The 17,803-nt window shown below is 41.4% G+C and carries 12 protein-coding genes and 2 tRNA genes; 1 reads left to right on the top strand and 13 read right to left on the bottom strand.

Annotation, left to right across the window (positions count from 1 at the left end; translation table 11 throughout):
- Nucleotides 1-7: 7 nt before the first annotated feature.
- Entirely contained in the window at nt 8-1,171 is a 1,164-nt protein-coding gene (locus AB1Y31_03020; GenBank protein MEW4982138.1) for a PQQ-dependent sugar dehydrogenase, read from the top strand.
- Between the two features lie 7 nt (nt 1,172-1,178).
- Here AB1Y31_03020 and AB1Y31_03015 read toward each other — a convergent pair whose 3' ends face one another.
- From AB1Y31_03015 to nusA, 13 genes are all read right to left on the bottom strand, one after another.
- Nucleotides 1,179-3,215 carry an EAL domain-containing protein gene (locus tag AB1Y31_03015; protein ID MEW4982137.1) on the bottom strand — a complete coding sequence of 679 codons (2,037 nt, stop codon included), beginning with the start codon at nt 3,213-3,215 and terminating at the stop codon, nt 1,179-1,181.
- Nucleotides 3,216-3,389: 174 nt separating this feature from the next.
- Nucleotides 3,390-6,275, bottom strand: coding sequence for an EAL domain-containing protein (locus AB1Y31_03010; protein ID MEW4982136.1), 2,886 nt, complete (start codon nt 6,273-6,275; stop codon nt 3,390-3,392).
- Nucleotides 6,276-6,478: 203 nt separating this feature from the next.
- A tRNA-Cys gene (locus AB1Y31_03005) sits at nt 6,479-6,552 on the bottom strand.
- Between the two features lie 47 nt (nt 6,553-6,599).
- Nucleotides 6,600-6,674: transfer RNA gene (locus AB1Y31_03000), tRNA-Gly, on the bottom strand.
- A gap of 54 nt (nt 6,675-6,728) precedes the next feature.
- Complete coding sequence (gene pgsA / locus AB1Y31_02995) at nt 6,729-7,283, bottom strand: CDP-diacylglycerol--glycerol-3-phosphate 3-phosphatidyltransferase (GenBank protein ID MEW4982135.1); 555 nt, start codon at nt 7,281-7,283, stop codon at nt 6,729-6,731.
- A 42-nt stretch (nt 7,284-7,325) separates the two neighbouring features.
- Nucleotides 7,326-9,167: an excinuclease ABC subunit UvrC gene (gene uvrC, locus AB1Y31_02990; protein ID MEW4982134.1), complete on the bottom strand. Its 1,842-nt coding sequence runs from the start codon at nt 9,165-9,167 to the stop codon at nt 7,326-7,328.
- Nucleotides 9,168-9,300: 133 nt separating this feature from the next.
- Nucleotides 9,301-9,762: a polyhydroxyalkanoate synthesis repressor PhaR gene (phaR, locus tag AB1Y31_02985; GenBank protein ID MEW4982133.1), complete on the bottom strand. Its 462-nt coding sequence runs from the start codon at nt 9,760-9,762 to the stop codon at nt 9,301-9,303.
- 48 nt (nt 9,763-9,810) lie between these two features.
- Nucleotides 9,811-11,877: a polyribonucleotide nucleotidyltransferase gene (pnp, locus tag AB1Y31_02980; GenBank protein MEW4982132.1), complete on the bottom strand. Its 2,067-nt coding sequence runs from the start codon at nt 11,875-11,877 to the stop codon at nt 9,811-9,813.
- Nucleotides 11,878-11,899: 22 nt separating this feature from the next.
- Entirely contained in the window at nt 11,900-12,169 is a 270-nt protein-coding gene (rpsO, locus tag AB1Y31_02975; protein ID MEW4982131.1) for a 30S ribosomal protein S15, read from the bottom strand.
- 104 nt (nt 12,170-12,273) lie between these two features.
- Entirely contained in the window at nt 12,274-13,182 is a 909-nt protein-coding gene (truB, locus tag AB1Y31_02970) for a tRNA pseudouridine(55) synthase TruB (GenBank protein MEW4982130.1), read from the bottom strand.
- A 3-nt stretch (nt 13,183-13,185) separates the two neighbouring features.
- Nucleotides 13,186-13,551 (bottom strand): 30S ribosome-binding factor RbfA, encoded by a 366-nt coding sequence (gene rbfA, locus AB1Y31_02965; GenBank protein ID MEW4982129.1) that lies wholly within the window; start codon nt 13,549-13,551, stop codon nt 13,186-13,188.
- 10 nt (nt 13,552-13,561) lie between these two features.
- Nucleotides 13,562-16,222, bottom strand: coding sequence for a translation initiation factor IF-2 (infB, locus tag AB1Y31_02960; protein ID MEW4982128.1), 2,661 nt, complete (start codon nt 16,220-16,222; stop codon nt 13,562-13,564).
- Nucleotides 16,223-16,248: 26 nt separating this feature from the next.
- Entirely contained in the window at nt 16,249-17,751 is a 1,503-nt protein-coding gene (nusA, locus tag AB1Y31_02955; GenBank protein MEW4982127.1) for a transcription termination factor NusA, read from the bottom strand.
- Nucleotides 17,752-17,803 lie beyond the last annotated feature (52 nt).

Below are 17,803 nucleotides of genomic sequence, written 5' to 3'. Positions count from 1 at the left end.
AGAAACCATGAAAGAGCACCTTAAAAGCCTTTTATACATGTGTATTGCCGGTATTTTATTCTGGCTTTTCTTACCCGAAAGGTACACGGTTAACGCACCCATTAAATTAGCTAACTCTATTGCTGATGAAGAAATACTAAGCAGACTAAAGATTGCCAACAATTTTTCCCTCTCAATATATGCCGATAAATTAACTGGAGTCCGTGCTCTTGCTATCACAAACACCGGAGATCTTATTGTTTCAAGGCCAAAAACTGGGGAACTGACTCTTGTTTATAATGACTCTAATAATGACGGTCGCTCTGACGGTAAAAAACTATTGTTGCAGGGTCTGGATCATCCACACGGTGTCACCCTTCATAATGGCTGGTTATATATCGCTGAAACAAGTGCTGTGCTAAGAATTAAGTACGATGCCAAGCAGCGTAAATTTCTAGGAACACCACATTACATCATACGAAATAGCTTTCCAGGTGGTGGTAACCATTGGGTAAGGACTGTAAAAGTCGGCCCAGATAACAAGCTATACGTCAGTGTTGGTTCTAGCTGTAACGCTTGCCTTGAACAATCTGAAAAGCGAGGCACGATCCTACAATATGATTTAGACGGCAAAAATGAAATTATTTATGCAAAAGGCTTAAGGAATACAACTGGCTTTGATTGGCAACCAAGCAGCAACCTCATGTTTGGTTTAGATATTGGGCGAGATTATCTAGGTGACAACACCCCCGTCGAAGAACTAAACCAGCTCAATATAGGGCATCACTACGGCTGGCCTTATAAATATGGCCATAATATCTCAGACCCCAAATTTACAGACAGCCCACCTAATGCCATAACAATGATCCCTCCTATTCATCAAATGACGGCCCACAGCACCCCTTTAAGTCTTTTGTTCCTGCGAAACCATAAAACAATAAGTAACATAGCATTAGTGACATTACACGGCTCATGGAATAGGTCAAAGAAATCTGGCTATAAAGTGATCGCTCTATCATTTAACAGCGATACAGACATTGCACAGAAAGATTTCATCACTGGTTTTGAAACGGATGGCACAGTTATCGGCAGACCTGTAGACCTTGTGGAGGGTAAAAATGGAAGCATTTACCTAAGTGATGACTATAGCGGTCGGGTCTATAAAATTACACCGACAATAAAAAACCATTAAAACCCGCTTATTTAAGAATAGTTTGAAACTGCTTCACCATTTCATTAAAAGAAACTGGCTGACTAAACAAATAGCCTTGCCCAATTTCACAACCCCTACTCGCCAATAAGGCATATTGATCTTCTGTTTCTATGCCTTCGGCAACCGTCTTAAGTTTCAACTGTTTTGCCATGGCAATGATGGCATCAACGATGATCGCGCTATCTTCATCTTCAGTAATATCTTTTACAAAAGCGCGGTCAATTTTCAAAATATCAATTGGAAATTTCTTGAGGTACGCCAACGATGAGTAGCCTGTTCCAAAGTCATCAATAGCAATGTGTATTCCTAGTTCTTGAATACTATTTAATGTATCAATAATTCGAGTTGAATCGTCCATCATTAAGCTTTCTGTGATTTCAAATTCTAATTGTTCGGGCGATACCCCTGTCTCCAGAAGTACTTGCTCGATTGTTTCCAATAAAGACTTCGTTCCAAATTGACGCCCAGATAAATTTATAGCGACCTTCCCTAAGTTAATACCTAAATGTTCCCACTTTTTAATTGCTCGACAGGTCTCAAATATGACCCATTCACCAACTTGAACCATCAAACCAGACTCTTCTAGCACCGGTATAAATTCAAAGGGTGATACCAACCCCTTGCTAGGACTGTTCCAACGGATCAGTGCTTCGCACCCTATCACCTCACGCGTTCTCATATCAACTTTGGGTTGATAATAAAGTTCAAACTCATCGCGCTCCAAGGCTTTATGTAACCCTTGCGATAAGGTTGTAAATTTTTCAGCACTAAGTCCTATGTGTTCCGAATAAAATTTAAATGTATTACGCCCTGATTTTTTTGCAACATACATGGCCGAGTCAGCAAAACTCATAAGATCACTGAGAATTGTTGAGTCATTTGGGTAACGGCTAATGCCGATGCTAGCACCTATATATACCTCGCTATCCACACAACGAAAGACCTTAGCCAATTCGTTTAAAATATTGTTAGCGACCGTTTCAAGCCCCGCTGTATTCGAAACATCATCAATAATAATGGTAAATTCATCCCCACTCAGACGCGCAATAATGTCGGACTCTCTTAGAACATTTCTCATTCTTAGGGCAACCTGCCTAAGAACTTCATCACCCGCATCATGACCTAAAGAATCGTTAACGTGTTTAAACCGGTCTAAATCAATAAACATAACGGCAAAAGACCGTTTTTGTCGAAAGCTCTTAGCAATCGCCTCTTTTAGGTAAATGTTAAATAAATTTCTATTAGCAAGAGTCGTTAACGGGTCGTAATTTGCCATTGTGTAGAGCTTTTCTTCAACTACTTTTCTTTTTGAAATATCCTCAAATAACCACACCGAGCTATCGCCGGTACCACCTGTACCTCGGCCTGTTAAATTACACCAAAAAGTCGAACCATCTTTTTTTGACATTAAAATTTCAATTGAGAAGGTTTCTCCTCTAGAAAGTAACTCATACCCTTCAGCAACTCGTTCAAAGTCATCATCATTGCAATAAACATGGCGGGTACTTTTCCCTATGAACTCTTCTCTTGAATAACCAAATATATCTAATAATTTATTGTTAACTGTTAAATAGTGACGTTTTTTAACCCATGTAATACCAATTTCAGCATTATCAAAAATCAATTGAAGCTCTTGAATAGTTGTTTCGCTGTTCTTTGCAAAGGCATTAAAGTTATCCCAAACCTTGCTGTACTCCGGCGGTAATACATCCGCTTTTGCTAACCTCGCTGTTAAATCGCCCCCCTTTAAAAGTAAAGCTGTCTTATTTAACTCTCGAATGGGGTAATAAACACGACGATAAATAAATATCAGAAATAACGTAAAAAAAACAATGAAAACGCCAGTCAAATAAGCAAGGCTCGACTGATCGATCAAACCTGAATGCGCGCCCTCGGCAAAGCCTAAAATAAAAAGAAAAATGAGTGACAGCGTTGTAAAAAGTAAAAGAGTAAGAAACACTCCTTTAATTGAGCATTTACTTAATACTTTATCAAAGCAAGTGATGATGTTTTCGAAGTTCACGGAACCTTATTCTCGCATGTTAATGTTGCTACAGACGATTCCATTCTATGAGGAACGATGCCTTTAGCTTGTTAAACATTAGCAACTCCTTTTTTACTCTCTAACGTTATGGCTTTATTTAAATACTCGGTTTTATCAACAGTGGTTTTTTTAATACCAAAGTCAGTATAAAAATTACAGCTCGTTTCCAATTAGACCCAGTTTCGCATGATGAGTCCATATTTTATCAGGCTGATAGCTACTATCCCACTCTGTAACGCTCTCTGCGGGCATCGGTTTAGCAATTCCGAACCCTTGAGCATTATAACAACCTAATGCCATTAATGCTGTCCCGTGCTCTGTGCTTTCTACGCCTTCGGCAATAACGTCTCGCTTAAACGCTTTTGCGAGTGAGATAATACCTTCCACAATGGCAAAATCTTCTTCATCGTCTAGTATGTCGCGCACAAAAGTTCGGTCTATTTTTAGCCACTGAACTGGGAGCCGCTTAAGATAAGTAAGTGATGAATAACCCGTGCCAAAGTCATCTAATGCAAAGCTAACACCTAATGTTTGGCATCGATAAATAAGCTTAGAAACTTTAGCCATGTCATCAAAGGCAATAGTTTCAAGGATTTCAATTTCAAATAATTCAGATGGCACATCACTGTGCCTCTCTAAAGCCTGTTTTAAATCTTCAAAAAAGCTTTCTTGCATAAAGTGATAAGCATCAATATTAATGCTAACAACCCAACGCTTACCTTCTTTACACCATTGTTCAAGCTGGGTGAGGGCCGCATTAATCACCCAATTACCTAAATCGACCATGACTTGACTACTTTCAATTTTAGGCAAGAAATCAACAGGCGAAAGCAAGCCCTCTTCAGGTTTTTGCCAACGGATTAGTGCCTCTGCACCAAACATTTCACCCGTTTTCATATTGATCTTAGGTTGATAGAACAACACAAATTCATTGTCGTCAATTGCCTGTGATACTTGAGCTAAAAAGTGCGTATGTTCTTGTGATAACAGTTCAGTATTGGCATCAAAAAAAGCAAACCTGTTTTTACCCGAAATTTTGGCATCATACATAGCATGATCTGCATGACGTAATAAAATATCAATGTCATTATCATCGCTTGGATATAATGTAATTCCGCATGACGCGCCGATAAGGTGTGTATTATCACCAATGATAAACGGCTCCGACAAGGTATATAGAACACGGTTGATCAGATTTTCGCATTGCTGATAAGATTTTAACTCACCCAATAGTAGCGCAAATTCATCGCCACCTTGGCGTGAGACAGTATCTTCATCTCGAATAGTTGCGCTGATCCGAGCAGCAACCTGTTTTAATAATTCATCACCAATACCATGTCCGTAACCATCATTAACGGGCTTAAAATTATCAAGATCTAGAAAACAAACAGCTAGTTGTGTTTCTGTACGTCTACTATGAGCAATGGCTAAAGCAAAACGATCTGCAAATAACACTCGATTCGGCAAGCCCGTTAATACATCGTAATGTGCTAAGTTCCTTAATTCTCTTTGTTGAGATTTAAACTCAGTAATATCACGCATAACAAAATGTATTATCTTTCTGCCTCCTTGTATGATGGCGGTCATGACGACTTCAACAGGAAAAGTCTGGGCATCTTTGCGCTGATACATCCACTCAAACCGATGAGTGCCTTTGTTGTAAGTAGTAGCAATACACTCACGAGCCTTCACAATGGATTCAATCCCGTCAGGCTGACTAACAGGCGATAGCTCAATAGTTTTAGTACTTAGTAGTTGTTCTTTATTGTCAAAACCAAACATCTGTACAGCAGCATCATTACAATTGGTGAATCGCCCAGCTTCTAAAATTAAGGTCGCATCAGCAGAATCATCAAATATAGACTTATACCTTTGCTCACTGTCAGCAAGAGCTGATTTTTGCTTATTTATATCCGTTAGGTCACGCCAAATAACGTGAATCATGTCTTCATTATTAATAGAGACAGGGGTTAGCATGGCTTCGACCATAATTGGCGAACCGTCGTATTTAAGGTGTGTCCATTCAAAGTAATTCGAGCTTTCTAAATAACCCTTGCTCATTATTTCATTTGATTTTTCAAATGAGCTTCTTCCATCCGGCTGTTTATCTGGAGATATTTTGGTTGGGTGCATGTTTAATAACGACTGTTTGTCTGGATAGGCCAGCAGGTCTATCGCAGCTTGATTGCAATCAACATACTTATTATCTTTCACCAATAAAGCAGCATCGCCCATTCTCCCCAATAACTCTTTAATTGAATCGGATTGCGCTGCAAGTTGTGGTGCTATATCTCGCCAAACAATGTGGAAAATTTCTTCGCCATCCACAACGGTATAAGCCCCCATAAGCGAAACTTGGATAAGTGAGCCATCGAATTTTTTATAGGTCCAGTCAAAAGTATATGAACCTTCTGTACGAATTCTTGCCATCATCTCACGTACTTTTTCATGCGATTTTCTGCCATCAGACTGCAGAACTGGGTAGAAGTTTTCGCGATCACGCCCCTTGAGAAGTAACGTTTTTTTATCTGGGTACCCCAGTAAGTCAACGGCCGCTTGATTACACTCAGTGTAAATACCGTCTTTAAGAATCACATGCGCATCGCCCATATTTTCAATGAACTGTTGCATTGAATCGATTTGCTTTTGCGATACTCTTCCTAAACGATCGCGCCATAAAACGTGTATATACTCTTCTCCATCAAGCACAATGGGGGTTAATGAGACATCCAAAACAAGAGTTGTACCATCGTATCTTAAGCGTTCCCATTCAAAATGATGCTGGCCATTTTGAATGGCCAAAGCCATCATTCTTTTAGCTTTTTGAACCGAACGTTCTCCATCTGGTTGAAACTCAGGCGATGTTTCGCTGGGGCTAACGTTTATTATGGAGGCTTTATCTGGATACCCAGTCAGTGCTAAGGCGGCAACATTGCAGTCTATATAAAAACCATCTTTAATGATTAATGACGCATCATCTATTCTTGCAAATAGTTGCTGGAATGCTGTAATGCCCTTTTGAAGACTCAGTGTTGTCAAATCTCACCGTTTATTTTACCTTTATATAAAGCAAAGTGTAGACCATAAAAAAATCTTTATAAGATTAACAATATCGTACGCCTGAGAAACAGCCAATACTATAGCCTTAAACTCAATCAAATCAATAGATTGGTAAGCAATGATGGTCCGATAACAAGTTGCTAACTACTGACACTAGTAGACTTACTATCTTAAGATATGTATGGAGGCTGAGAGCGGAATCGAACCGCTGTACACGGCTTTGCAGGCCGCTGCATAACCACTCTGCCACTCAGCCAGAGGGGACTTTTAAAAAAAGCCGCGGTGGAATCACGGCTTAAAAATTGGAGCGGGAAACGAGATTCGAACTCGCGACCCCAACCTTGGCAAGGTTGTGCTCTACCACTGAGCTATTCCCGCTTTGAGGCCGTGTATTCTATATGCCGCAGCAAAAGTGTCAAGTCAGAATTCCTACTATTTTTTAAATTGTGGCAGTGCGAGCTGAATATATTGCCACATTGACCATAATGTCAAAATAGCTGCAATATAAATTGACACTAAGCCAATTGTACGGACCGGGATTCCGTAAAAATCAGCGTTAAAAAGTAAGCATAAAATCGAAAGCATCTGAAAAGCAGTTTTATATTTACCAACCCATGACACTTTAACAACCGAGCGCTGCCCAATTTCTGCCATCCATTCACGTAATGATGTAACCAACACCTCACGCCCTATTATTATCGCCGCCGGTATGGCTATATACACCGCCGGGTCTGCTTGAACAATAAGCACGAGGATAATAACAACCATTAACTTATCAGCCACCGGATCAAGAAATTCACCAAACGCTGTTTGTAAACTCAATTTTCTTGCTAAAAAACCATCAAACCAATCGGTCAATGACGCGATAATAAAGAGTAATGAACACCACAGCCTAGGTTCTTCGATCGGCATATAAAAAATAACCATAATGACCGGTATAGAGGCGATACGGAACAGCGTTAGTATTGTTGGGATATTAAGAATCATTCAACTAAAAGAAGTGAGGCAACATTCGCACATCGTAACATTTTATCCATTCACACCGTCATGAAAGAAGTCATATACACGTTGAGCTAACGACTTGTTAATCCCATCCACTGTACATAGGTCATCGACACCAGCAGACTGAATCTCGCGTAACCCACCAAATTGTTTTAATAATTGCTGTCGACGTTTAGGCCCTAAACCATCAATTTTCTCAAGTGTGGACTTCTTCTTCACTTTACCCCGTTGTTGCCGATGACCACTAATAGCAAAACGATGCGCCTCGTCTCTTATTTGTTGCAGCACCAGTAATGCCGGCTCATCAGATGAGAAAATAAGAACCTTTCCATCACTCGCACGATAAATCTTTTCCATTCCTACTTTTCTATCACTGCCTTTTGAAATTCCAATAACAAAAACAGATGAACAACCAATATCCTCTAAAGCTTTGGTCACTGCATTTACTTGGCCTTTACCCCCGTCAATTATTAATAAGTCAGGCGCTACATGTTCATTTTTTTTAGCGCGAATAAAGCGGCGAGTAACAGCTTGCGATAAAGCAGCGTAATCATCACCGGCTATAACCCCAGATATATTAAAACGACGATAATCAGATTTTAATGGCCCTTCTTCATTTAAAACGACGCAGGATGCCACCGTTTGATCGCCTTGAAGGTGACTGATATCGAAACACTCCATTCGTTTTATGGTGAACTGAACACCCAATAAGTTGGATAGCTTAACTAACCGGTCACATGTATTTTCACGGCTTTCTAGACGTTGAGTAAGTGCAGTTAACGCATTGTTTTTAGCCATCTTCAACCAGCGTGCCCTATCTGCGCGTGGTTTATTAATTAAGTTGACCTTCCGCCCCGCCTTTTCATTAAAGACCTCCTGAATTAGCTCTCGCTCGATTAACTCATGACTCAAAATAATTGCTTTCGGCAACTTTTTGTCCAAGTAAAATTGCAATAAGAACGCACTTAACACTTCTTCCTCATTTTTACCATTTGGCATTTTTGGGAAAAACGTACGGTTACCAAGGTGTTGCCCGTTACGAATAAAGAACACTTGCACGCAGGCTACGTCGTGTAAAACTTCACAGGCTATAACATCAATGTCACCCTCTTTTCCGCTCACGTATTGCCGCTCCATCAACTTTCTTAACTGGGCAATCTGATCACGAAACTGAGCCGCTTTTTCAAAATCCAAAGCTGCCGCAGCGCTGTCCATTTTTTTCACTAACCCTGATATTAAGCGGTTATTTTTACCCTCAAGGAACAACACCGTATGACTCACATCATCTTGGTAGTCTTTTTGGCTTATAAGCCCCACACAAGGCGCTGTACAGCGTTTAATTTGGTGCTGTAAACATGGCCTTGATCTATTCTTAAAATAACTATCATCGCACTGTCTAACTGGAAAAATCTTTTGCAGCACATGCAAGCTATCTCGAACTGCTCCAGCACTAGGATAAGGACCAAAGTACTGGCCTTTTTTATTTTTTGCTCCTCTGTGAAAGGTCAACCTTGGGAAGTCTTGCTGTGATGATAAATATATATAGGGATAACTTTTATCATCCCTCAAGCAAATATTGTATCTTGGCTTTAATTGCTTAATTAACTGATTTTCAAGCAGTAACGCCTCACCTTCTGTATGGGTAACGACAACATCAATTTGTTGCACATGTGACAACATAAGCTTTTTTTTGGCGTCTTTATCTGTCTTATTAAAGTAGCTTGAAACGCGCTTTTTTAGATTCTTCGCCTTACCAACGTAAATACACACCTTACGCCGATCTAACATCTGATATACACCCGGTTTCTGAGTCAGTGTTTTAAGAAAATGCTCGCTATCAAAAGCTATTAATTCGTCCTCGTTATCCATGCGTCTAGTTTACTAATTTCTGCATAAAAAAACACTCAAATAGATACTGCCCTGCCGCATACTGAATCTTAAACAAGCTTTCAGGCATAAAAAAAGCCTCAATAATGAGGCTTTTTTTACAACAATTTACTGCTTATTTCTTCTTAACCTTTGCTGCAGGCATTACATTCTTAAACAAACCATCCTGCATTTCCTTAAATACTTCCATATTCCGGTTAGCTAACGACGTCATCATGGCAAATGGATCTGCTGCCTGTTCAAGCTTACTTCTCACTTTAGCCCTCTGTTCAGCGATTAACTTCACCGAATTTTCAAGGTAACTTGCAAAGTTATGTTGAAACGGATCACCATAAAAACGTATTAACTGTTCTAACATTTCAGCGCTCATTATTGGTTCACCATCCTCTTCTTGCTCAAGAATGATTTGCAAAAACACACTACGTGTTAAGTCTTCTTTCGACTTAGCATCGAGCACTTTAACCGGCTCACGATCAATAATTAGCTGACGCACATCATTAAGAGTTACGTACTTACTAATCTCCGTGTCATACAAACGACGATTCGGGTATTTCTTTATTATCCGTGAGTTAGCCATACTTTATTATCCGTAAATTAACTATAGTTTAAAATTTGCGAATAACAACTAATCGGCTTCTTTCATACTTAATCTAACTCTACCTTGGCGGTCAACTTCAAGTACTTTAACTTTGACAACATCACCTTCAGACAGTTTGTCGCTCACTTTCTCAACGCGCTCTTCTGAAATTTGTGAAATATGAACAAGGCCGTCTTTACCCGGTAAGATTGAAACAAATGCGCCAAAATCCATTAAGCGAACAACTTTACCTTCATAGACCCTACCCACTTCAACTTCGGCAGTAATATCTTCAATACGTTTTAATGCTTTTTCACCTGCATCACGATCCACAGAAGCTACTTTAACAATACCTTCATCGGTAATATCAATAGAAGCGCCTGTTTCTTCAGTAATGGCACGAATCGTTACACCGCCTTTACCAATCACATCGCGAATTTTAGCTGGATCAATTTTAATCGTTAAAATACGTGGTGCAAAATCAGACATTTCATCACGCGCTTCTGATAAGTCAGCATTCATTTTTTCTAGAATATGTAAACGACCATCTTTAGCTTGAGCTAGTGCATTAGACATAATTTCATGTGTAATGCCTTGGATTTTAATATCCATTTGAAGCGCCGTTACACCAGATTCTGTACCGGATACTTTAAAGTCCATATCACCTAAATGATCTTCATCACCTAGAATGTCAGACAACACAGCAAAATCTTCGCCTTCTTTAATCAGGCCCATCGCAATACCAGCTACTGGTGCTTTAATTGGAACACCAGCATCCATTAATGCCAAACTGGTACCACATGTACTTGCCATTGAGCTTGAACCGTTTGATTCAGTTACTTCAGCCACTACGCGTAAAACGTATGAGAAATCATCTTGGCTTGGAATAACTGCTTGCATGCCACGTTTAGCTAAACGACCATGCCCAATTTCACGTCTTTTTGGCGAGCCAACAAAACCTGTTTCGCCAACACAAAATGGAGGGAAATTGTAATGCAACATAAAGTGATCACGGTATTCACCTTCAACCGCATCAATCATTTGCGCATCACGATCTGTACCTAAAGTAGCCACAACTAATGCTTGAGTTTCGCCACGTGTAAATAACGCAGAACCGTGTGCGCGAGGTAAAACACCCGTACGAACGTGAATTTCACGAACAGTCGATAAATCACGACCATCAATACGTTTTTTAGTTGAAAGAACCAACTCGCGGACATGTTTCTTTTCTAATGAAGAAAAAATACCTTTAACTTCATCAGCATCTTCGTCTTCTAGTTGCGCCAATACCTCAGCACGTACTTCTTTTAATTTAACTTGGCGATCAAGTTTAACCAACACAGTATATGCATCAGCAATACCAGCTGTTGCTAGGCCAGCTACTTTCTCAACTAACGCTTCGTTAGTTGCAGGTGCTACCCACTCCATACGAGGCTTGCCAGTTTCAGCAGCCAATTCGTTAATTGCTGTAATGGCCGCTTGCATTTGTTCATGACCAAACGTTACCGCACCCAACATAACATCTTCAGGTAAACAGTCAGCTTCTGACTCAACCATTAGCACAGCGTCAGATGTACCCGCTACAACAAGGTCAAGCTTAGACTCAGCTAATGCGGTTTTTGAAGGATTCAGTACATATTCACCATCGATGTAACCCACACGAGCCGCACCAATAGGACCATCAAAAGGAAGCCCTGAAATCGCTAACGCCGCAGATGCACCGAGTAAAGCAGGAATGTCTGGGTCAACTTCTGGGTTTAATGAAACAACCGTCGCAATAATTTGAGTTTCGTTTTTATAACCTTTTGGAAACAATGGACGAATCGGACGGTCGATAAGACGTGATGTTAATGTCTCTTTTTCACTAGGACGACCTTCACGCTTAAAAAAACCGCCTGGTATTTTACCAGCGGCGTATGTTTTTTCTTGGTAGTTAACCGTTAATGGGAAGAAAGAATTATTCTCTCCGCCTTCACGTTTGCCAACGGCTGTTACCAACACAATGGTGCCATCAATTTCTACCAGTACTGCACCATCTGCTTGACGTGCAATTTCGCCCGTTTCCAATGAAACGGTTTGGCTACCGAACTGAAACTCTTTTTTTACTGAATTCACTATTTGCCTGCCTATTAATTATCTATTTTCTTAAACCTAAACGCGCAATTAATGCACGGTAACGTTCTACGTCTTTACCTTTTAAGTAATCTAAAAGCTTACGGCGGCGGTTAATGATTCTTAACAAACCTTGACGTGAGTGGTGATCTTTTTTGTTCTCAGAAAAATGCGGTGTCAAATGATTGATTCTCCCCGTTAACAAAGCAACTTGAACCTCTGGAGATCCTGTATCACCTTCTGATAACGCATATTCTTTAACAATTTCTTGCTTTTGTTCTGTACCGAACGACATATTCCTTACTCCACTTTCTATTATATTAATCTAAAAAAAACAGCATATTGTACTCTGCGTACAGATAGCTAACAAGCTTTAAGAGCAATCTCTGACTGTATTGATTACGCAAAAATTCTGATTGGGGCCAAATAATTCCCCTCTTTCCATTTACCTAGTCCAAAAATATTACCATCTGGGGCATTTAATCGAATCAATGGGTACTGCTCCAACGTCTCGACGTGTATTTGACGCCCCAAACATAAATCAGCCACCTCGTCATCAGTGCAACCAATAATCGGGTATTCTTGCAAAGCCAAATCTAAATTGTTCAGCTGTTGATCCAACACGTTTATATCACCCTGTAAGGACTCTAACTGTTCAATCGTAACCGCCTCACCCAACTCAAACGGCCCTGTCTTAATACGCCTCAAAAAGGTAACATGAGCGCCACAACCTAGCGCCTCACCTAAATCTTCTGCTAGCGTGCGAACGTAAGTTCCTTTGGTGCAAGACACTTCTAATGTAAGGCTATCGTCAGTTTTTGATAATAATTCGAGAGATTTTATCGTTACATCTCTTGGCGGGCGTTCAACTACTTTACCCGCGCGAGCGAGCGTATACAAACGTTGGCCATCATGCTTAAGCGCTGAATACATCGGCGGAACTTGCTGAATCTCTCCGGTAAACTCTTTTAGTAATGTTTCTAATCGAGCATCATCAATGACAGGCACTGACCTTTCAAGCACAACGTCACCTTCCACATCACCTGTCTCAGTAGTTTGTCCAAGCTTCATCGTGAAATGGTAGGTTTTATCTGATGCCAACAAGTATTGTGAAACCTTTGTGGCATGACCTAAACAGATAGGTAATACGCCAGATGCTAGCGGGTCTAAACTGCCCGTATGACCTACTTTTTTAGCTCCGTATAGACGTTTAATAATCTGCACGGCACGGTTTGAGGAAATATTAAGCGGCTTGTCTAAAATTAGAATACCGCTAATATCACGGCCTTTCTTTTTTCGATCCGCCATGTATTACTTCTCGTTATCTGGGTCTGTTGCTTTCAGCAACGCATCCATTTTAATACCTTGCTCGATAGATTCATCTAAGAAAAAGCGCAGTTCCGGCACCATTCTCATACGCATACGCTTTGATACAATGCCATGAATATAATTTGACGCATGATTTAAAGCCGCAACACTCGTTTGCTTATCTTCATTATCCTTGGTAGTCAAAACACTAACAAAGACTTTTGCAACCGCCAAATCTTTAGTAACTTCAACGTCACTAACGGTCACAAAACCAACTTCAGGATCACGAAGGTCACGCTGAATTATCTCTGCTAACTCACGTTGCAGTTGACGTGAAACACGCTGGAAACGTAAAAACTCTCTAGGCATTGGTTATCAACTATAGCTTACGTTTTACTTCAATGCGTTCAAAGACTTCGATTTGATCGCCGTCTTGTACATCATTGTAGTTTTTCACACCGATACCGCACTCCATGCCCGACTTGACCTCTTGCACGTCATCTTTAAATCGCCGTAATGATTCAAGCTGCCCTTCATAAATAACGACATTGTCACGTAGCACACGAATTGGCAAATCTCTTTTAACGAAACCTTCCGTCACCATACAACCGGCAATCGCACCCAATTTAGGTGATTTGAATACGTCACGCACATTTGCAATACCAACAATTTGTTCTTTAATATCCGGAGCTAATAGGCCCGACAAAGCGTCTCGAACATCGTCGATCACGTCGTAAATAATACTGTAATAACGAACCGATACGCCTCTGTTCTCAATCATCCTTCTTGCATTTGCATCTGCACGGGTATTGAAACCAATAATCAGCGCATCCGATGCGGCTGCTAAATTAACGTCACTCTCGTTAATACCACCAACGCCACTAGCCACAATAGAGACTTTAACTTCATCCGTAGACAGGTTCGTCAGTGATGAATTCAAGGCTTCTAAACTACCGTGCACGTCTGCCTTCAGCAATACGTTAAGTGTTGCGCTATCGCCTTCAGTCATTTGTGAGAAGGCTTGTTCAAGTTTTGCAGATTGCTGTTTTGCTTGACGCGCCTGCCTTGATTTATTCTGGCGGAATTCAGCAATTTCACGAGCCTTACGCTCACTTGGTGCAGCATAGACCTCAACACCCGCTTCTGTGGCACTTGAAAGACCAAGCACTTCAACAGGTACGGCTGGCGTTGCTGCTTTAACGGCCTTGCCATGTTCATCAAACATCGCTTTAACACGTCCATGCGCCTCACCTGCTACGATGTAATCACCCATACGTAAGGTGCCTTTTTGCACAAGAATCGTTCCGACCGCGCCGCGGCCTTTATCTAAACGTGATTCAATAACAACACCAATAGCCGCCACATCAACAGCTGCTTTTAATTCTAATAGCTCAGCCTGTAATGCAATCGCCTCTAACAGTTCATCAACGCCGTCACCTTTTAACGCTGAAATGTTTACGAATTGTGTATCACCACCCCAATCTTCCGGCGTCACATCAAGTTGAGATAATTCGTTTCTGACACGATCCGGTTGCGCACCTTCTTTGTCCATTTTATTAACTGCAACGATCATCGGTACACCCGCTGCACGGGCGTGCTCAACTGCCTCTTTTGTTTGAGGCATCACACCATCATCTGCGGCAACCACCAAAATAATTAAATCAGTTATTTTTGCTCCACGAGCACGCATTGCGGTAAACGCCGCGTGTCCTGGTGTATCAATAAACGTTACCATGCTATCGCCTTGCTTTACACGATAAGCACCAATATGTTGTGTAATACCACCGGACTCACCGGCAGCAACACGGCTTTGGCGAATGTAATCTAACAGCGAGGTTTTACCGTGATCAACGTGACCCATAATGGTGACAACGGGGCCTCTTGGTAAGTCTTCACCTTCTTGTTGTATAACGTCAGCCAATAACTCAGCTTGGATATCCTCATCGCTGCGTAAAACAACGTTATGGCCCATTTCCTCAACCACAATAACGGCTGTTTCTTGGTCCAAGGGTTGGTTAATAGTGGCCATTGTTCCTAAACCCATTAACGTTTTAATAATCTCGCCGGCCTTAACATTCATACGTTGCGCGAGGTCAGAAACGATAATACTTTCTGGAATTTCTACGTTATACGTAATTGTTTTTGTCGGCACTTCAAAGCCATGTTCACCGGCTGATTCAAGGCGAATATTGCGTGATTTTGGACCACCTTTTTTCTTATTACGGCGAGACTTTTTATCGACGTGTAGAATCCCACCGCCTAATTTAGAGCCACCTTTCTTTTTATCCGGTTTACGGCCAAGCTCTTTTGCTTTTTTTGCATCCGCTTCTGCTTTAATCCTTGCCATAACTTCAGGACCAGCTTGTCTTATTTTTGAGACCGGCTGCGGTGCTTTTACTTTCTCATCTTCGACAACAGCTTTTTGCTTCGCCTGCTCTGCTTCTTCAGCTGCCTTTTTTGCTGCTTCAGCCGCCTGTTTTGCTGCTTCAGCCGCCTGTTTTGCTGCTTCAGCCGCCTGTTTTTCCGCTTCAGCTGTTTCAGCGTCCTTCTCTGCGTCCAACTTAGCCTGACTTGCAGCTACGTGCTTTTCTTTCGTCTTTAAGTTTTTATTAACTCGTTCCTGTTCTTTTTCGCGAGCAGCACCTTGCTCTTCTACTAACTGTTGATGCGCTTCAGCTGCTTTTTTAGCCTCTTCAAGTTCTTCGGGACTCAAGCCTGTTGCCACTTCTTCTGCAGAGCGCCCCAGCACTTTCTTCTTACGCACCTGAATACTGACTGAGCCTGCACCACGTGTTTTAGGTTGTTTCAACTCGGTAACGACCGTCTTGCGCTTAAGCGTCATCTTCTTAGGCGCGGATATGTCTTTTTTATCTTTACCGTGGCTCTCACGAAGATGAGCTAATAATTTTACTTTATCCTCTTCACCAAGCGTCGAGGTTATGGTCTTACCCTTCACTCCCGCGTCGTTAAGTTGTTCTACTAACTTTTCTGCGGTAGTACCAACCACTTTTGCTAAATGTTGAACTGTAATATCTGCCATGCTTCTTTCTCCAGAGAGGTTATTGCTTATTCAGCAAACCAAGGTTCACGTGCTTTCATAATAAGTGCTGTTGCACGCTGTTCTTCAATGTCGACTATTTCTAGCAACTCATCAGTCGCCAAGTCTGCTAAATCTTCCATAGTGACCACTTCCTTACTGGCTAATTTATATGCCAACTCACGATCCATCCCTTCCATCTCTAGCAGGCCTTTGTCTGGTTCGTGTTCTTCTAGCACCTCTTCAGAGGCAATCGCTTTAATTAGGTAGGCATCTTTGGCGCGCTGCTGAAGTTCTTCTGCAATATCTTCATCAAACTCTTCTATATCAGTCAGCTCCTCCAATGAGGCGAAGTTAATTTCTTCAATGGTTGTGTAACCCTCTTGAACTAAGATAACAGCTACATCTTCATCAACGTCAAGGTCTTCCATGAGTTGTTGAGCAAATTTATCTGCTTCAGACGAACTTTGCTCTTCAGCCTGAGTTTCGCTCATTACATTTAATTTCCAGCCCGTTAGCTCACTCGCCAACCGAACGTTTTGACCACCACGACCAATCGCTTGCGACAGACTGTCATCTTTAACCGACACATCCATACTATGCTTTTCTTCATCAACAACAATAGAGACCACATCTGCTGGAGACATCGCATTGATCACAAACTGCGCTTCATTTTCATCCCAAAGAATGATGTCGACTCGTTCGCCCGCTAGTTCGTTAGACACTGCCTGAACCCGTGAGCCACGCATGCCAACACAAGCACCTACAGGATCTAGCCGTTGGTCACGTGTTCTCACCGCAATTTTTGCTCTTGAACCAGGATCGCGTGCCGCGCCTAAAATCTCAATTAAGCCATCACCCACTTCTGGCACTTCAAGCTTAAATAAGGCAATTAGTAATTCTGACGAGCTTCGTGAAACCGTTAGTTGCGGCCCACGCGTCACTTCTTCTACTTCTTTTAAGTATCCGCGAATTCTATCGCCTGTTCTAACAGGCTCCCTCGGAATCATTTCTTCACGAGGAATAATTGCATCCGCAGTACCTTCAAGGTCAACAAATACATTACCGCGTTCAATTCGCTTAATCACACCCGTGACCAGCTCACCCACTTTATTCTTGTATAATTCATATACTTTTTTACGCTCAGCTTCTCTCACTTTCTGAACGATAACTTGCTTGGCCGCTTGCGCACCAATACGGCCGAAATCAGCTGACTTAATAGGTTCTTCTATAAAGCTCCCTAACTCTAGCTCGGCATCTTTTTTCAGCGCCTCTTCCAATAAGATTTGCGCATCAGCGTTTTCCAAGCCACCTTCAAACTCAGGGTCAGCCTCAACGACTTCCCACTTCCGGAAAGACTCGTAATCACCTGTCTCACGATCAATAGCTACACGTACTGCAATATCTTCCGAGTATAGTTTCTTGGTTGCCATTTCCAGCGCGGCTTCAATTGCTTCAAAAAGGACACTTCGCTCAATCTCTTTTTCGTTAGAAACAACATCTACAACCATTAAAATTTCTTTATTAGCCATCTTTAATCCTAAAAATTAATATTTATACCCAAAGAGCATAAGCTACGTACAA

This window comes from Cycloclasticus sp., assembly GCA_040743155.1.
GTDB lineage: Bacteria > Pseudomonadota > Gammaproteobacteria > Methylococcales > Cycloclasticaceae > Cycloclasticus.
The sequence above is the reverse complement of the archived record's forward strand: the minus strand, read 5'-3'. Positions and strand labels throughout refer to the sequence as shown.